Origin of the sequence: Stenomitos frigidus ULC18 (assembly GCF_003003795.1) — a bacterium.
GTDB lineage: Bacteria > Cyanobacteriota > Cyanobacteriia > Leptolyngbyales > Leptolyngbyaceae > Stenomitos > Stenomitos frigidus_A.
The window spans coordinates 1-17,024 of record NZ_PVWK01000079.1 but is presented as its reverse complement, the minus strand read 5'-3'; the positions used below and the strand labels follow the sequence as shown (position 1 = coordinate 17,024).

Genomic DNA, 17,024 nt, shown 5'->3' with positions numbered 1-17,024 from the left:
TTCAAGCTCAAAACTTTCCAGCGTAGCGGCTCAAAGGGCTACTCAAAACTTCCTCTGACCTTCTACCTATGCAAACTGGAGCTGAGTTTGATGCTACTGGCTGCTACCGCTATTTGCTCTGGCGATCGTGGGATGAGCAGGCTCCCAGAGTTGGCTTTGTGATGCTCAATCCGAGTCAGGCGGATGCAACGGTCAACGATCCAACGATCCGACGCTGCCTTGGTTTTGCGCGATCGTGGGGCTATGGTTCGTTAGACGTGGTTAACCTTTTTGCGTATCGTACCGCTCAACCGTCTGAACTGCGCCGAGTGAACGATCCGATTGGGGTAGAGAACGATCGCTATCTTGCAGCGTTGGAGCAGCGGGTCGATCACATTATTTTGGCCTGGGGCAATAGCGGTGTCTTACAGTCGCGCGATCGCTCTGTGATGCCCTTATTGAAGGGTCAAAAAGCGGTTTCTTGCTTCGGCCTAACGAAGCTTGGACAGCCGCGACATCCGCTCTATGTCCGGCGTGAAGTGCCGCTTTCCCCGTGGTCACCGCGTTGCTCTTGAGCTATCCATGCAAGTGCCATCCATGCAAGTGCCATCCATGCAAGCGACAGAAGCCGTTTTGCATTGGATGCACTCAGCCGTCAGGTTGCTAGCCTTACGCTGCTCGCTAAACGCTTAGGCAGTGCCTTTGAGCTGAATTAACGCGCCACCACGCTGGACTCCAGACTGAGCGCCATAGCTGCTAAGGGTCAGCGATCGCAGGCGATTGAAAAAGGGTTTGCCTGCTAGCTCCAGCACCTTCAAGGCAGGAAATTGCTGTTCCAGAATGGGGCGACTGGCATCCCAGTCAACATACAGATAGCCACTATTGGGCTTCAGCAGAGACGTCGTTGCGTGCTTAAAAGTCTCAACCGCCACAAGCGATCGATCGGCTGCTTTAAGGGCGCTGTCCATGGCCGCTACTGAGGTTGCAAAAAGCTCATAGTTGCCAACAGACGCATGCACACCTTGCACAGAGGCCTGTAAGCTGAGTGGCTGCGATGCTGCCCTGTCAGCGGTCAAGCGCGTCCATGCTGAAACGGTGCGATCGCCCATAGTGAGTGGACCGACATTCAATCCTTGTTGTTTGGCAAGATCATCCAGATGCGCGATCGCCTGTTGATCAACTTCAAGCGATGGGCGTTGAGCAGCGAAGATCCAATCAGGTCGAAGGGTACCGTTTGCACTTACGCTGTCTGGCGGTACCATTGCCAGCGCGTATTCACCTTTTACCCAGCTAAACACATCGTTGGGTAGATCAAGCTGCCAACGATCTTGAAGCGCGCGTAGTGGTTGGTCGATGAGTTGAGACACGGTTTCATAAGACGCGAGCCCCTTGCTTAGCTGAGACCAGAGGCGATCGAGGTGTGTTCCTGACGCAGAAAGCGAACTGGTGCTGGGCAGATACTGCAACGCTCCGATCGGCTGAGACAAGGGTGGTGCGAAGGCTGTTGTTGCTCCACCGGGTGACAACAAGGCCATTTCAGCCAGCAGCCCGTGCTGATTGAGCGCAAAACCAGCCACAAGCGTTTGCTTGAGCAGGGAGGACTCATCTCCAGCGATCGTGGGGTTAGCCATCGTGGGTCGCTGTGCTGATGTTGTAAGGGGCCGCTCTCGATCTAGCAGTTGCGTGAGCTTGGGCACATCAATGTAGGTAAGCCCGACCCGCTGCTGTGTCAGAGTGTCGATCGCCTGTGTAAAAACCTTTGACTGCTCAAGGCTGAGGTCAGGAGCCTGGACGTTATTAATCGCCTCACGGAGAACTTTGGGATGATTTGCAAACAGGATGAAGCGATCGCCCACAGCGGCACTCGCCAAGGTTCGAGTGGGCGCTGGCGCTGCGAGTGGTTTGAGCGGTTGTAACTGTAGGCGATAGCTGGGTGGCTTTGGTTTACGAGCGGTAGCGACGCTGTCGCGATCGCCGGCTGGGGGGTTAGCAGCAATAATTTTCACACCTTTGTATTGCTCAAACACCAGATCGCTACCTGCGATCGCTCGCTTCTGCCAGAACAACTCTAAAAATTCACGTGATTGCTGGGGATCTTCAGTGGCGATCGCTGCCAAATAGCCTGGTTGCTGACCATTCGCTGCATCATGGTCGAGATCCAGTGATGTTACCGCTAGTGTAATTTCTTGCCCTAGCCAGGGTTGGATATCTCGCTTATAGTCCAGCCCAGTATTGGTCAGTAAATTTTGTTTCAGTTGGTCTAGCTCTTCCCTCACCCTACGCCGTTCGGCTGGCGGCGTCGCGACCAGTTGAAACGTTTCTAGCTGAGCCGGGTTGAGCAACAGTGACACCATTACAGGAGCCTGTCGCGGCACAAACAGCGCTGCACCAGGCGTAGTCCTTGGTTCACTGCTCAATACCCGTACAGGATTACGAGCCACTAGCCAGTAGAAACCGCCAGCACTCAGTAAGAGCAGCACCAGCACAACGATAGACAAAAAGGAAAAGAGCGAACGGAGCTTCATGAAAATCAAATGTCCCTAGTAGGCAAGGGCACAAAAATAGTCCAGCATCATTATCCTGTAGTGCGTGCACCTTCTCAGCGATCGTGCCACGGTTATAGGCCGCTTGTTCGCATCAGTAAAAATGTTTGGTGACGCGATCAGCTATTGGTAAGCAGGCGAACGAGGGAGATAGCGATCGCTACCAGACTGCTACAATCATCGCTAAATTAACCCGCTAAGGAACACGAATTTAATCACTTCGGCATTTCCTGTAAGGGCGCACGGCCGCCGTGCGCCCCTACCTGCGAACAATTGGTCGATTTTATTTAGTCCACGATCCTGAGTTGTCCATTTCCCTTACTCCCTACTCCCCAATGGCCATGTCTGCCCAATACCCGCCCATTCCCCAGATCAGCGTTACAGCGTTAGGACAGCTTTTGAAAACCCCTTCTGATGCCGTGCAGTTTGTCGATGTCCGCGAAGCCAGTGAGCTGGAACTCGCCCGGTTAGACGGCTTTGAGCATCTGCCTCTCAGTGAGTTTGCAATCTGGTCAGGCGAGATTCAGACGCGGCTTGACCCAGAGAAGGAAACGATCGTCCTGTGTCATCATGGAGTCAGATCGGCGCAGATGTGCCAGTGGTTACAGACTCAGGGGTTTACACAAGTCAAGAATGTGGTAGGCGGGATTGACGCTTATGCCATCGCGGTTGATCCGTCGATTCCACAGTACTGATCGCCACATCTCAGGACGGAATGCCTCTTTAGTTAAAATTCGGTAAAGATTTTTGAGTTTTGTTGCAACTGTGACTCGTCGCATCAGAACTTAGAGTGAAAATGCTGTATCTGCCGCCTGAGATTTTAAAACCCTAACGTTGCTGACTGTTGTTTCGCTGTGTGCTGACTGGTGCCTTTATTTTGATGCATCAGCAGTTGTTCTAACCCTTTTACGATCGCGAATTTAGAATGTCCCAACCGGTCAATCTTACTAATCGCCAGCAGCAAGTCCTTTGGGCAACCATTCGCCACTATATTGCCACGGCTGAGCCTGTCGGTTCCGAGGCGCTAGTCAAAGACTATAACCTCAGCGTCAGTTCTGCCACCATTCGCAATGCGATGGCGGTTCTCGAAAAAGGTGGGCTACTCTTCCAGCCACACACATCAGCTGGGCGCATTCCTTCAGACTCTGGCTACCGCACCTATGTCGATCAGTTGATTGTGCCATCTCAGGATTTAACACATCAGGTGGCGCATCTGCTCAACGATCGCTTGAATTCAGGCGATTGGAGCTTTGAAGCCCTGCTGCGGGGAGCCGCACAAATTCTGGCAACGGTCAGTGGCTACATTACGCTGATTACCACGCCTCAAACGCGCACCAGCCATTTACGCCATGTACAGCTTGTGCCAGTCGATTCCAGTCGAATCATGCTGATTTTTGTCACAGATTCTTACGAAACTCAATCGGCTCTGATTGAGTTGCCATTATCTGCTGATGCTGCTGATATTGATGCCGACCTGCTGGAACGAGAACTACAGATTTTATCCAACTTTTTGAACAGCCAGCTACGGGGACGGGCGATCGCTGAATTAGCAACGCTTGATTGGAGCGAACTCGATCGCGAATTTGAACGCTATGCTGATCTCCTCAGAACCATTCTGGTTGAACTGACGCGTCGCTCTCAACCGCCACCACCCGCGCAGATCGTCATTAGCGGTTTGGCAGAAGTCCTTCGCCAGCCAGAATTTTCAGAACTCCAGCAGGTGCAAACCATCATTCACCTATTAGAGGAAGAGCAACACCAATTGGTGCCTCTAATTTTCGAGCGGTCAGACTTACAGAAGCCAGGTAGTCGCGTTAGCATCCGCATCGGGGCAGAGAACCCCTTAGAGCCTATGCGAACCTGCACACTGATTTCCTCGACCTATCACAAAGATTCTGTACCTGTAGGCAGCGTCGGTGTACTAGGGCCTACCCGGATGGTCTATGAAAATGCGATCGCGCTGGTAGAAGCAGCAGCCGACTATCTCTCTGAGGCATTGAGCTCGTAACGGCAAAGGGACTCTCAACCAACCATTCGGCCGGTAATAAAAAATGTTAAGTTTGACAATGGCAAGCGGTCAAACTTAACATTTCCCATGCGTGTAATTCAGCGTTTTTTTACCCTTCTCATCGCTCTACTGATACTGATCCCGATCGCCCCTTTTCCAGCGCAGGCTGCTAGTTCAGCAGCAATCCGGGCTTACGACGATGCGGAAACAACCACACAGGACTACTCAGGGCAAAACTTAGTCAGAGAAGAATTTGGCAGCGCGAAGTTAAAAGGCGCTAATTTTAGTGGTGCAGATTTGCAAGGCGCTGTTTTCAATAGTTCTGATCTCACCAGCGCTAACTTGCATGGAGTGAATTTCAGCAATGGCATCGCTTACCTCACCACCTTGGCGGGAGCCGATCTGAGCGATGCGATTTTCACGTCTGCTATGCTGCTGAAATCCAGCTTTCGGGATGCGAACGTGACAGGAGCAGACTTTAGCTTTGCACTGCTCGATCGCACTCAGGTCTTGCAACTATGCAAAGCGGCCAGCGGTACTAACTCTGTAACGGGTGTTAATACCCGCGAATCTCTCGGCTGTCCTCCCTAATTCGCGTCTTTTCTTGTCTTTCCCCACTCCTCACTCCTCACCCCTCACTTGATCACCGTCATAGGCTAATCTGGTGCTGTAACAATTGATTAAACTCTAGGAGTTAACCTTGGAACGGACATTTTTGGCCATTAAACCCGATGGCGTTCAGCGGAAACTGGTCGGTGAAATCATCCGCCGCTTTGAAACCAAGGGGTTCACCCTGGTTGGCTTAAAGCTGATGAACGTCAGTCGCGAACTGGCAGAGACTCACTATGGCGTCCATCGGGAGCGTCCCTTTTTTGCAGGGCTGGTGGACTTTATCACCTCTGCTCCTGTTGTAGCAATGGTATGGGAAGGTGAAGGGGTCATTGCTTCTGCCCGGAAAATCATTGGTGCGACCAACCCGCTAAATTCCGAGCCAGGCACCATTCGCGGCGACTTTGGGGTGAATGTGGGACGCAACCTCATTCATGGCTCAGATGCTCCCGAAACTGCACAGCAAGAGGTTAGCCTCTGGTTTAAGGACGAAGAACTCGTCAACTGGCAGCCTGCATTGCTGTCGTGGATTCACGAGTAAATTGGCCTTAGAAACCGGGTTTCTCAACTAAACCAGACTGGTCACAGTCATAATGGTCATCAGAAACCCGGTTTCTTACTGAAACAACACTCAAACCTGGGTTACAATTCCGCTTTTTCTTTTTCAGCTAGCCGATTAACGTCTTTCACTTCGTTGACGACATCTGGCAGCACCATTTCCAATGCTTCATTGCGTTTGGAAAAACCCCAGAGGAAAATGATCGCGATCGCGCTGACCATCAGCCATTCTGGTGGTACCAGAGCAGGATTAATCACTCTAAGCAAGAGGCGTAGCCCGACCAGGGCGACCGTTATATAGCCTGCATCTTCCAGGTGCTGAAACTCCTTGAGCCAGCGGATGAACAGCCCTGCCATAAAGCGCAGAGTAATGATGCCGATCGTAGCGCCAATGAGAATCAGCCAGGTTTCTTGAGAAACGGCGATCGCTGTTGTCACACTATCGAGCGAAAACGCTAAATCTGTAATGCCAATCAAGGGGATCGCCTGCCAAAGAGACGAAAAGCGAGGCCCGTGATGCGGATTCTCATCATCTTCATCGGGTTTGGACGTGAAGTACTGAAAGACCAGCCACAGCAGGTAGAGCGCTCCTGCTAGCTCAAATTGCCAAAACCGAACAACCCAGGTCGCCGTCAAAATTAGGGCAATGCGCAAAATGTAAGCAAGCACCAGCCCGATGTTAAGCGCACGTCGCTGCAAGGCGCTATCATGCAAACCCCGCGCCAGAGCCGCAAGGGCGATCGCATTATCCGCTGATAGCACCGCCTCAAGGGCGATCAAAACGGGCAGCACCAGTAGCGTTTCGACCCCAAAATTAGGAGAATCAAGCAGTTGATCTAGCATTCAATGATTTCTAAGGTTCAAATGCCGCGCCCTGATCCCAGCCCCAGGCAAGCATCAACCCAACTTTTACCAAGGAAGGTCAGCGTGCTACCTGAACTGTTTGCAGTCCGCGATCACATCAGTTTACAGCGTCGGGTTGGCAGACCGCTCTAGCGATCCCCGTCGCCAAAGCGTATCCAGTATACTAGTCAAGCCTAACGCTTAAGCATGAAAATTCGCTATTCAAGTAGCCAGGGGTGGTCAAATTAAAGCTGCTTTCAAAGGTGAATTCCCCTGTCCAACAACGAAGCTTCTGGCACTCTTTCTTACAGCTCATGATGGCTGTCTACTCAGAAGGGTACTGCTAAACGTGGTGGCCAGTGTTGGGGAAGGGCTTGCCAGGACAAGCGTTCTGTTGCATCTTGTAACAAGATGTTCCCGAAGGGGACACTTTAGAGGACATTGGGGAACTATGAACCCCACAATAAGGAGTTTTAGACAATGTTATCGGAGACTCAAATTTTCATTGCTCTGGTTGTAGCACTGCTTCCTGGCGTTCTCGCCTTCCGGTTGGCTACTGAGCTTTACAAATAGACATCGTTTGTCAAAACATGATAGGTAGGTTGTTTTGCGGTTTGGCTCGATAATCTCTCGGCTCTGCCTTCAGATTAGAGCAGTGACGTCGTCATTCACGAGCACGATCGCTAAGACAAGCTACCTATTTTTTGTTTAACCAGTTAATTTCTCTAAATTGAGATCATTATCTCGAAATTAAGTTGCCAACTGACGGATTGTTGCCTTTAATAGATCATGCTTCCGTAGCAAGCTTGCCTCTTGTCCCCCTTTTCACGCGTGCGACTACCGACAGACGCTGCTTCAGGGATTGCTCTACATTGTGACTGCTTAGACCGGACTGAACATCATGCACGCACTGAAACCGTCCTACCTTCCGCCACAGCCACCTAAACGTTCCCGGACGGTTCCTCGTACCAAAGCCAAGTCACGTCAGCATCCCCATCGGCCGCTCGCGATCGAAGCAACGGTCAGACTGTCAGTTAATGTCGTCTTGTCAACGGTGGCAATCAGTGCCCTGACACAGCTTTTACCCTATCGATCGTCTCAGATAGACAGATTGCAAGAACTTCAAGCGGCCCTGAAATCAATGGATGAGCGGGTGCAGCAAGTTAAAAGCAATTTCGAACAGTATTTTGACCCCTACCGAACTGAGGCGAATATGCAGGCGCAGAGCCATCGTATTGGGGCTCAGCAGCGTCGCATTGTTTGGCGTGAGCCAGCAAATAGGCGGTAAAAGTGTAGGATGCAAGCCATTTTGCTACCTTTTTAAGACGCCTTTTGATAGGGACTAGGCTATATCTCAGGTTTAGTCTTGAGGCATGAGAAGCTCATTGAGCCAATTTCTGACTTGCAGGCGTAGACGCCGAGAGACATCTAAAAGCGCGGCACCGCTAGGAGCTAAGACTGCTAGTGCCCGTCGATAATCAGCGACCGCATAATTCCAGTCGCCCGCGAGATGCGATGTCCGTCCGCGCTGAGCATAGATGTGGCCCGCAATCGAGCTTTTTGTAGGAGCACTACTAGAGCCACTTAACATTTGATCAAACTGGAGCGCGAGATCAAATGTTTCGATCGCATGCTCATACATTTCTAACTCACGAAACGTAATACCCTGATTGATCCGGGCATGGGTATTGGCCGGGTTGAGGTCAAGCGCTGTTTCGTAGTCAAAGAGCGCTTCCATGGGTCGCCCCATTGACGCATGGCAGTTTGCACGGTTGTTGTAAACTTTTGCCAACCGAGGATTCAACTGTAACGCCGTGTTGTAGTCAGCCAACGCGTAGACGAACTGGCCATTTTGAAAGTACAACAAGCCCCGGTTGTTATAATCATTGACGCTTTGAGGGTTGCGATCGATCAGCAGGCTGAAAAGAGCGATCGCGGTGTCATAGTTACCTTGTTTGATTTCGTAGAGTGCTTTCTGACGCAGTAAGGTATCTTGTTCAGCCAAACTAAGAGAAGCCGTAGGGCTACCAGACCGATCAGGCGACAGCTTCTTGCCGTCTAACCGATGGACACGGCTATTTTGGGTAGCAATTGATGTGGTGGAGACAAGCGAGCGCGTGGGTTGTTGGGTATTATTTTGTCGACCCTTATCTTGCTGACCGTTAAACGTGCGGGGATTCATAGCCTTCCTACCTTGGATATGCGATTAGATTAAAGATTTTCCTTTTGCAGTTGCTCTATCGGTGTGTCACTTGCTTATGTGTCTAAAGTAAGACTTTGCTTGTGATGACCGCCCTAACCTCCGCTATGGCTTGTTCATCGAATCTTTGATGGACTACAGCGAGGTGCAGCACCATTTCCGAAGAAGCGTGCCAGATTCTCTGTCTGGTTCATGGCATAGACCTTCAACGGGATTGTGTTTCACCTACCCACTGGTCTACAAAACCGTGCTTGAGACGGTAACCTCACACGGCTCCTCAACAACTGGGTGCTTGTCATCCATACCTGAATGAATTAGGTCGTTGCAGTGCTGGTGTATCAATGTCAGATTTTCCCACTTGTTGTTCTGGTGGTTCCCGTCCACATAGTTAACTTCCAACAGGTCTTCTGACTTAAAGTACAGCTTGTAGTAAGAACATAGTCTGTGTTGTCGCTTTAGCAGTTTGGCAATCTGAGTCGGTAGCTCTGGATGGGTACCCATCCGAGTTGACCAGTAACTTCAATCTCCGTCAAAGGCAGCAATTCTTAGTATGGAAACTTAACTAGCAACTTGGGTTACTAAAACTAAGCCTGCCACCGCTCCTTTCACCCCTCAGCTCCTAACCTAAAGATTGTCTTTGATGCCTTCCTGCCACAAGGGCATGACACTGCTAAACCAGAATTACAGGTGATTCAATCTAGGAGCCTTAGCCAAGCAGTGTCACTGAGACTCAGTTTTGTTGAGCAACCGCTGACAGCAGCTGGAGACATTGAAGAGCGATCGGGTTAGTTGGATCGAGCCGTTGGGCCTGCTTCCAGGTTGTGATCGCGAGTTGCCATTCTCCCTGAAGTGCCGAAATCTGCCCAGCGAGCGTATAAAAGATGGCTTGTCTGCCGTCCAAGGCTAGCGCTTGCTGAATCTGGATTTGGGCACCTGGATAATCTTCGACTTTGAGCTCGGCGATCGCCTGTCGATAGTGCCAGAGGGCGCGATCGTGAATTTGAATGAGTGCTGTCAGATCAGTCCACACCGCCGACAGACATAGGATAGTTGTCCGGGCTGATACGTGGCACGACAAACGGGGCATTTCATCGGCTGACTCACGCCTCTGTTCCGCTCAGACCGTAGTAGAGAAAGTCTTCCAGTTCTGACTGGAGCGCTTCTAAATCCTCATCTGAGTCTTCGGAGGCAGCGGCCTCAATTTGCCCCAGCAAGGTTTGTAGCTCTTCAGCGGGTTCATCCTTCAGGGTCTCCAGTGCTTGCTCGGCGCGTTCGATCAATGCCTGCAATGCTGGGCCGTAGTTAATCGCAGTCGCTTCGGCTGTCAGCTCTAGATCATGCAGCACTTCAGTCTTCGCAAACAGCATGTCTAAATCAGTTTGAGCCTTTTCTAGCTCATGGCTGGAGAGGCGTTGTGTACCACTAGCATGGCGAACCGTCAGACTGGTCTGTTGTCCCTTGTCTTTTTCAGTGGCTGTCACCGTTAAAATACCATTCAAATCAAAGTCAAAATGCACTTCGATCTGCACGCTTCCGGCTGGTTTGGGCGGCAAGTTTTCAACTTTAAAGGACCCGAGGGGCACATTTTCCTCAGCGATCGGATTTTCGCCTTGAAAGACTTCAATTTCTACCGCCTCCTGCCGATCCGAAAACGTGGAGTAGACTGAGGAACGATAGGTGGGAATGACGCTATTACGGGGAATGATCACACTGAACACGCCGGGCATAATCCCTATCGGGCTTGCCATGACGGCAGAGATGCCCAGCGAATGGGGAATCACATCCACCAGAATGGCATCCACTGCCTCGCCGACCAAAACTCCCGCTTGCAACGATGCACCCAACGCGACAGATAGATCGGGTTGAATGCCATCGGTCGGAGGCTGCCCCAAATGCGCTTCAATCATCTGCTGGATGAGTGGCATTCGGGTGGAACCACCAACCACAATAATGCTATCGATCTCTGCTGGCGACACCTTGGCGTCCTGTAAGGCGCGATCGATCGCCTCCAGGGTTTCGTCTAATAAGGGGCGAATCAGTGCTTCAAAGTCAGTCCGGGCAATTTCAGCGTCTAAATGGAGAGCCGTCTGGCCCTTGCTCCCCAAGAATGCCTCGCGTACCGTGGTAAAGCTATGGCTACTAAGGTCGATTTTGGCTTGCTCGGCGGCTCGCAGTAACCGGGCGTTAGTTGAGAGGTCGTCGGGCACCTCTACCCCATGCTGCTGGCGAAACCGATCCTTGAAATGCAGTTGTAAGCGGCGATCGAAGTCGTCGCCTCCTAACTGGTTATTACCGTGACTGGCGAGGACTTCGGTTACGTCTCCTGTAATTTCCACCACCGAGACATCAAAGGTGCCACCACCCAGGTCATAGACCAGAACTCGCTCGGTTTCATCCGGTCGCAGATCATACGCTAAAGCCACCGCGGTCGGCTCGTTGATAATTTGCAGCACCTCCAAGCCAGCGATTTCGCCCGCTGTTTTGGTAGCCTGCCGTTGCGCATCGGTAAAATAGGCAGGCACCGTAATCACTGCCTGGGTAAGGGGTTCACCGAGAGCCGTTTCGGCTCGTTGCTTGAGGGCACGCAAAATGATGGCAGAAATTTCATGGGGCAAATAGTCACGATCGCCCAGTGTCGTTTTGTGGTCAGTTCCCATCCAGCGTTTGATGGATTTAACCGTGCGTTCTGGCGCGGCCGCATATTGTCGTAACGCTTCACGCCCGACCAGCAATTGACCGCTTTCGTTGAATCCCACACACGATGGCAGGATGAGATCGCCTGCTTCATCCGGCAAGACTCGCGCCTGACCCTTTCCCACGATCGCCACTTCGGAGTTGGTGGTGCCCAGGTCAATGCCAACGGCTCTACTCATTGTTCTCTCACTTGAACCCTGCAATGTTTTTAAGCATAGCGTCTACTGACTCTGGCCTGCCGCCCCTGCCCCCCTTGCTCCTCCAAAACCGATCGCTCCCACACACCAACTGTCCCCTCTCCTCCTCCACATCTGGCATCACAAAGATCTGCGCCAAGCGGTCTGCCCGTTGCACATCCTGTCCTGGGACCGCAACGCCTGCAAACTTTACGTCATCAAACCAGTTGGCTAACTGTTCCAGGTAATCGGCTTTCGCGACCTGAAACCGAATGGCGGTAATCGTCTCAAAGTAGGCGTTGACGAATGCTTTTAGCCATGTTTCCAGATGGTCTGTTTCGATGGGAAGCTGGCGATCGATCGCAATTTGCTTTGCTGCCTGCACCAACATTGCCACATCTGGCGCACCCTCTTGCTCCAGCGGCTTTTGCAATTCGCGCTGCACTTCTGGATGTTTGAGCAGTGCTGCCAAAAAGGTATCGGTATCTTTGTCGGTCGAACGGTAAAAAACTGGATTGCGCGCTTTTTGTCCGCGATCGAACGCACCTGACTCCTTCAATCCAACTTCCAACGCTCGTTGTAGTTCGGTTGGGTTCAGCTTATCTTTCACTGCTTTGGCGATCGCGCCTGCCACCTTTGGGCGATGCTGCTTTGACTAATCCACCTGCGATCGACTCAAATACCATAGGGCTTCGACCCAATTGCTCTGACCGTATTATGGCGTAACGGCTTTAGACCTCGGAGGTTTGCAAAACCTCCGAGGTCTAAGCACTTGGTCTGTTGAGCCTTACGCACGCAGGCGGAAGTCGGACGTGCTGAGCGATGTAAACGGTGTGAGAGTCGCAAACTTGCCACCAGAACCAAACCCGGCATCCGCGCCATTCTGGTTGTAGTACAGGTCGCCGTTAAAGCGGTTGAAGACAATGCTGGCAGTGCTGCCAGCGGCAAGAGTAGTGCCATTAGCAGGCGTCGAGATAGTGGCAAAATCGCTTGCAGCCAGCGATCGCCCAGCACCGCTCAGCTCTGTGAACGTCGTGCGGCTCAACACAATTTTGTCGCCATCAGCCCTACTGAAATCGATGATTTTGTCAACGCCTAGATCGTCAAGGTTGAAGGCTTGACCGGAGGCGAAGATAAAGCGATCGGCATCAGCGCCACCGGTGAGTTGGTCGTTGCCAGCACCACCCCTCAAGCGATCGTTGCCTTCGCCACCGCGCAGAATGTCATCACCGCTCAGACCGTTGATGCGATCGTCGCCACCCTGACCATTGATGACATCATTGGAGTCGTCAAACCCCTTGATGGTGTTGTCCAAATCATTCAAGAAAGTAACCGTATTGCGGTTAAACACCTGGCTGTAGTCCCAGTCGGCGTTGAAGACATCGAAGCTATCTTGAATGGTGGTTTGCCCATCAAACAAGATGTTGCCAAGATTCACGCTGGCACCCGTGGAGCGCTGGAGATTATCCAGGTCTTCAAGCGCGAAGTTTTTCAGCACCACCTTGCCAGCGGTAATGCCAGAGAAACTGAGTTCTAGATCGTTGTCGTTTTGGGTTAACTGCAAATTCTCGGCGATGAGACCGCCACCGCTGAAGACGATCGTGTCTACTTCAGCGATCGCCTCGGCAGAGGGATTCACGCCTGCGCCGACGCCACCAAACGCTTTGATTGTCAGCGTGCCTTCGTTCGCCAAAAAGGTCGTGTTGCCGCCTTTGCCGATGACAGACAGTTCGCGCGGATTGTAGCTGCTGGTGTCGATTTGCAGCGCCGTTGGGAACGCGTTGGCGATGCTTTCCCAGGGCACAAACTTGAAGTTGGTGCTGATGTTAACGAGTTCACCATCATCGTCTATCAATACCGCTGGAGAGTTGGAACCATCCTGCGTGACGAATAAACCAAAGGGATAGTTGGGGCCAAGGGGTACGTTGATAACATCCGCGCCATCGGATTCTTGCACGCTGTCAATGCTGCCGTTATTGCCGATCGCAAACCGTCCCAGAAACTCGTTGTTGCCCTCGCGGGAGTAAACAGCAAACGTGTTGTCGCCCTGGCTGGATGCCAGCAAATAGCCTGTACCATCCGCACCGTAGTAAATCGTCAACCCTTCCACATCATCGGTGAGGTTCTTGCCACCGATCGCCTTCACCGTATCGACCAGTTTGCCCGTGTTGCTGCCGTTGGGTTCTGCGTCGTACTTCCAGATGCCGACATTTTCCTGCCCGATGTATACGACACCCCGTTCGCGATCGACGACAGTGCCTTCAAGCTGCGGATCGGTGTCAGCAGGCGCGCCCGTTGGGATGGGCACCGTGAAGGTGCGTACTCGCTCTGCGCCGATCGTGCCATTGCCCGTATCCACCAGCCTGTACTGCGCGACATCCCCCGTTTGGCGGCGAGTGACAAACACATAGTCATCACCTGTGAAGGGACTTGTGTATGCTGCCAGTCCGTAAGCGCTGCGGGTCGAAGCCGAATAGGGTGGGTTGAAGGGAGCCGCTTGAAAGATCGTGCCAATGCTGCTGTCGGTCACTTCGGTCAGGTAGTTGCCCGTTGCAGCGGAGTTGATCGTGAAGATCGCTAGCTTGTCATTATTGCGATCGCTGGCGATCGCCAGATCCACCGTTTTGCCATCCAGCTCAAACCCGTAGATGATGTCAACGTTGTTGTAGCGAATCTTGCCCGGATTGATCGTCTGCACCAACTCACCCGACAGGTTGTATACCCGCAGGCCGCCATTTTTGACCGATGTAATTACCAGACTCGACGCCGGATTGGTGGGGTGAACATAAATCGCTGGATCATCCGCATCAGCTTTTTGAACGTCGTCATCCAGTAGAGCTGGACGGGTTTCGGCCTTGGGTGCCACTGTGGAGAGCACTTCCGCATCAAGCGCCAGAATTTGGGTAAACTGCGTGGCGCTGAAGTTGTTGTCGCTCACCAGCACGATCGACTGACGACCATCTGCCAGCTTGGGACCAAACTCAATCCCTTCCACATTGTCCAATCCAGTCGGCAGTTTCAAATCGTCCAGGTTCAGAAGCAGCCGCTTTTGCACAGGCTGAATGGCAGCGCGTTGCTCAGCGGTCAGGCTGCTGAGGGCATTAATGCCGCTGATATCGGCTGCACCTTGCGTGCTGATTTCGTAGAGCTTGATGGTGTTGCCAGTGCCAGGAATGTCTGCGGTGAACGATCGCTCCAGTGCCAGCAGCGTCCCACGATCGTCGATCGCCAGCAGATCCACCAAGCCATTGGTATTGAAACTGGTTGCAGTGGGTGGCGCGACAGCCACTTTATCCACTTCGTACAGGTACTCTTTCTCTGGCTGCCCCGTCGTCAGATTGTATTGCAAGATGCGAGCGGGACTCGTCGCGGTTGCGGTTGCCACCGAACCATCTTGAAACAGTGCATTCTCGGTCGCGCTAAACAGCGATTTCTGGTTGGGTGTAATGGTGAGGCTTTCAAACGCCAGGTTGTTTCGCACGCCCGCTGTTTGCTTATCAGCCGCATCCACAATGCCATTGCCATTTGTGTCTTGCACCACAGGCAAAAACTTCGTTGGGATGGGCAGCGATCGCACCTGTTGCCCTGTTGCCAAATTAAACTCGTTGATAAACGGATTCGTAACGCGACTGTCTCCCAGAGCAGGATTCACTTCCCCTTCTGAAGAAATAAACACCGTACCCTTTGAGGTCAGCACAATATCCTCCGGGTCGAGGCTGTTGGCAGCAAACGGCTTAGCGCTGGCATCTTTAAGCTGCGTCACGTTGGTAAAAGACACGCCTTTGGTTGCCAATGTCGAGAGGTCCACCGTGAAGGTGTAAAAGCGAGCCAACGAGGAGCGATCGTCCGAAATGGCATAGTAGCGATTATTCGCTGCATCATAGGTGACACCCGACAAGCCACCGACTGCGACTGACGTACCGCCGATCTCGCCTGCTGCTCCTGTGGGTGTAAAGCCCGTTGCCAAAATCGTTTGTCCCAGAAAGCTCAGATCATCAGTGAGCGTTTTGCCGGTGAGTGTAGATGGGATAGAAGTCGCTTGGGAAGAAGTTGGGTCGCTTGCCATAGAGGTGTCCTGGATAGAGGGAGGTGAATGAAGCCAGCAATGTACAGGTGCTCACGTCCGTAGAATGGCGGTTTCGGTCATGCCGCAAACGTTTCCTTCGCTTGCCCGTTCCAACCAAGGAACCTACGGGAAAGCGAAGTGCCATTTCAGGTGCCAATTTCTACAAATCCCACAGGAACTTTAAGGGGTTTCTAACACTCCGTTAAAAATGTCGGTAAGAGCGCATGGAGGCATGTCTTACTGATGTCTTAATTTCTGCTATGAGGGCATAAGATTTCTGCTATAAGGGCATAAGAGGGTTTCGCAAAAAGACGTCTACTGTGTTGAATTCCAAGTCTGTCTGCGATCGCTGGTTTGCCACGCGCCAAATTAATCCGGGTCTCTACTGCATCGGCGAAATTCACTACTAGGAATGGAATCGCGCAAATCTGTGGCTCATCAAAGGGCAAAAGCAGGATTTGCTGATTGATATGGGGTTAGGCGTAGCGAGTTTGCGCCAGCACATCGCCTCGTTGATTGACAAACCGCTCCTCGCGATCGCCTCGCATATCCACTTTGACTACGCAGGCGGATTACACGAATTTGACCACAGAGCGATTCATCCTGCTGAAGCTGAAGCCTTGCGATCGAGCGATAACCATGCGGCTGCCTGCTCTCGTGAACTGGGCTTTGTGCTGGATGAGCACTTTGAGCAGTTGCCCTATGCGGGCTTTACGGCAATGCAGTATACGCTCAACCGTGCCGAACCCACGCAGCTTTTGCAGGAAGGCGATGTGCTGGATTTGGGCGATCGCGCCTTTGAAGTGCTCCACCTACCGGGACATTCCCCCGGTTGCATTGCGCTCTACGATGCTAAAAATCAAGAGCTGTTCTCTGGTGATGTCATTTACGATGGCGAACTGCTCGACCAACTGCCCGGAAGCGATATCCCCACGTATATTGCCACCTATGAACGCTTGCAGAAGTTGCCGATCAACACCGTTTATCCCGGTCATTACAACACCTTTGGGCGCGATCGCTATCAGGAGCCCTCCAATCCGGACAGGTCGTGATTGCCGATAATGCCACCTTTCATCATGGCGGACGCATTGCGGCTTTGATTGCATTGCAGCGGCCGGTTGCCGCCTCTTGTACCTGCCGCCCTATTCGCCCGATCTCAACCGGATTGAAAAGTGTTGGGCTTGGCTCAAAAGTCTCATGCGCAAGCGCTTCGCGCAAGCGGCTTCACTGCGTCAGGCGATGGAGTCCGTGCTCAAAGAGGCGGTGTCCTAATACCAATTAAATATGAAGTTGCGCCAAACTAAAGGAGTCCCCTTTGAGGTCATGGGTCATGCCAGGACGCCCCTTT

16 protein-coding genes are annotated in these 17,024 nt (G+C 52.2%); 9 read left to right on the top strand and 7 right to left on the bottom strand.

From position 1 onward, the window contains the following. Positions 1 to 68 precede the first annotated feature (68 nt). Positions 69 to 554 (top strand): DUF1643 domain-containing protein, encoded by a 486-nt coding sequence (locus C7B82_RS13255; RefSeq protein ID WP_106256764.1) that lies wholly within the window; start codon positions 69 to 71, stop codon positions 552 to 554. A gap of 114 nt (positions 555 to 668) precedes the next feature. Here the strand turns inward: C7B82_RS13255 and C7B82_RS13250 are convergent, their stop codons facing one another. Further along, positions 669 to 2,504 carry a DUF3352 domain-containing protein gene (locus C7B82_RS13250; protein WP_106256763.1) on the bottom strand — a complete coding sequence of 612 codons (1,836 nt, stop codon included), beginning with the start codon at positions 2,502 to 2,504 and terminating at the stop codon, positions 669 to 671. Positions 2,505 to 2,863: 359 nt separating this feature from the next. Between C7B82_RS13250 and C7B82_RS13245 the strand changes: the two genes are divergently transcribed. The 4 genes from C7B82_RS13245 to ndk all read left to right on the top strand — a co-directional run bounded on the left by C7B82_RS13245 (position 2,864) and on the right by ndk (position 5,680). Then, complete coding sequence (locus C7B82_RS13245) at positions 2,864 to 3,217, top strand: rhodanese-like domain-containing protein (protein ID WP_106256828.1); 354 nt, start codon at positions 2,864 to 2,866, stop codon at positions 3,215 to 3,217. Positions 3,218 to 3,447: 230 nt separating this feature from the next. Further along, positions 3,448 to 4,530 (top strand): heat-inducible transcriptional repressor HrcA, encoded by a 1,083-nt coding sequence (gene hrcA, locus C7B82_RS13240; protein WP_106256762.1) that lies wholly within the window; start codon positions 3,448 to 3,450, stop codon positions 4,528 to 4,530. 87 nt (positions 4,531 to 4,617) lie between these two features. Further along, entirely contained in the window at positions 4,618 to 5,121 is a 504-nt protein-coding gene (locus C7B82_RS13235) for a pentapeptide repeat-containing protein (protein WP_106256761.1), read from the top strand. 109 nt (positions 5,122 to 5,230) lie between these two features. Beyond that, positions 5,231 to 5,680: a nucleoside-diphosphate kinase gene (gene ndk, locus C7B82_RS13230; protein WP_106256760.1), complete on the top strand. Its 450-nt coding sequence runs from the start codon at positions 5,231 to 5,233 to the stop codon at positions 5,678 to 5,680. A gap of 101 nt (positions 5,681 to 5,781) precedes the next feature. Here the strand turns inward: ndk and C7B82_RS13225 are convergent, their stop codons facing one another. Then, positions 5,782 to 6,540 carry a TerC family protein gene (locus C7B82_RS13225; RefSeq protein ID WP_106256759.1) on the bottom strand — a complete coding sequence of 253 codons (759 nt, stop codon included), beginning with the start codon at positions 6,538 to 6,540 and terminating at the stop codon, positions 5,782 to 5,784. Positions 6,541 to 7,020: 480 nt separating this feature from the next. Between C7B82_RS13225 and psaM the strand changes: the two genes are divergently transcribed. Together psaM and C7B82_RS13215 are read left to right on the top strand one after the other, a co-directional pair. Then, positions 7,021 to 7,113, top strand: a complete 93-nt coding sequence (gene psaM, locus C7B82_RS13220; RefSeq protein WP_106256758.1) for a photosystem I reaction center subunit XII — start codon at positions 7,021 to 7,023, stop codon at positions 7,111 to 7,113. 328 nt (positions 7,114 to 7,441) lie between these two features. Further along, complete coding sequence (locus C7B82_RS13215; RefSeq protein ID WP_106256757.1) at positions 7,442 to 7,828, top strand: slr1601 family putative cell division protein; 387 nt, start codon at positions 7,442 to 7,444, stop codon at positions 7,826 to 7,828. Between the two features lie 72 nt (positions 7,829 to 7,900). Here C7B82_RS13215 and C7B82_RS13210 read toward each other — a convergent pair whose 3' ends face one another. The 5 genes from C7B82_RS13210 to C7B82_RS13185 all read right to left on the bottom strand — a co-directional run bounded on the left by C7B82_RS13210 (position 7,901) and on the right by C7B82_RS13185 (position 15,676). After that, entirely contained in the window at positions 7,901 to 8,722 is an 822-nt protein-coding gene (locus tag C7B82_RS13210; RefSeq protein WP_106256756.1) for a tetratricopeptide repeat protein, read from the bottom strand. Between the two features lie 748 nt (positions 8,723 to 9,470). After that, positions 9,471 to 9,770 carry a hypothetical protein gene (locus tag C7B82_RS13200; protein WP_106256754.1) on the bottom strand — a complete coding sequence of 100 codons (300 nt, stop codon included), beginning with the start codon at positions 9,768 to 9,770 and terminating at the stop codon, positions 9,471 to 9,473. 70 nt (positions 9,771 to 9,840) lie between these two features. After that, complete coding sequence (locus C7B82_RS13195) at positions 9,841 to 11,613, bottom strand: Hsp70 family protein (protein ID WP_106256753.1); 1,773 nt, start codon at positions 11,611 to 11,613, stop codon at positions 9,841 to 9,843. 7 nt (positions 11,614 to 11,620) lie between these two features. After that, positions 11,621 to 12,244 (bottom strand): hypothetical protein, encoded by a 624-nt coding sequence (locus tag C7B82_RS13190; protein WP_106256752.1) that lies wholly within the window; start codon positions 12,242 to 12,244, stop codon positions 11,621 to 11,623. Positions 12,245 to 12,397: 153 nt separating this feature from the next. Then, positions 12,398 to 15,676 carry a phytase gene (locus tag C7B82_RS13185; RefSeq protein ID WP_106256751.1) on the bottom strand — a complete coding sequence of 1,093 codons (3,279 nt, stop codon included), beginning with the start codon at positions 15,674 to 15,676 and terminating at the stop codon, positions 12,398 to 12,400. A gap of 428 nt (positions 15,677 to 16,104) precedes the next feature. Here C7B82_RS13185 and C7B82_RS13180 point away from each other — a divergent pair, with 428 nt between their 5' ends. Together C7B82_RS13180 and C7B82_RS35105 are read left to right on the top strand one after the other, a co-directional pair. Further along, entirely contained in the window at positions 16,105 to 16,728 is a 624-nt protein-coding gene (locus C7B82_RS13180; RefSeq protein ID WP_281258974.1) for an MBL fold metallo-hydrolase, read from the top strand. Between the two features lie 52 nt (positions 16,729 to 16,780). Then, positions 16,781 to 16,948, top strand: coding sequence for a transposase (locus C7B82_RS35105; protein WP_422632135.1), 168 nt, complete (start codon positions 16,781 to 16,783; stop codon positions 16,946 to 16,948). The last annotated feature ends 76 nt before the right edge of the window (positions 16,949 to 17,024 follow it).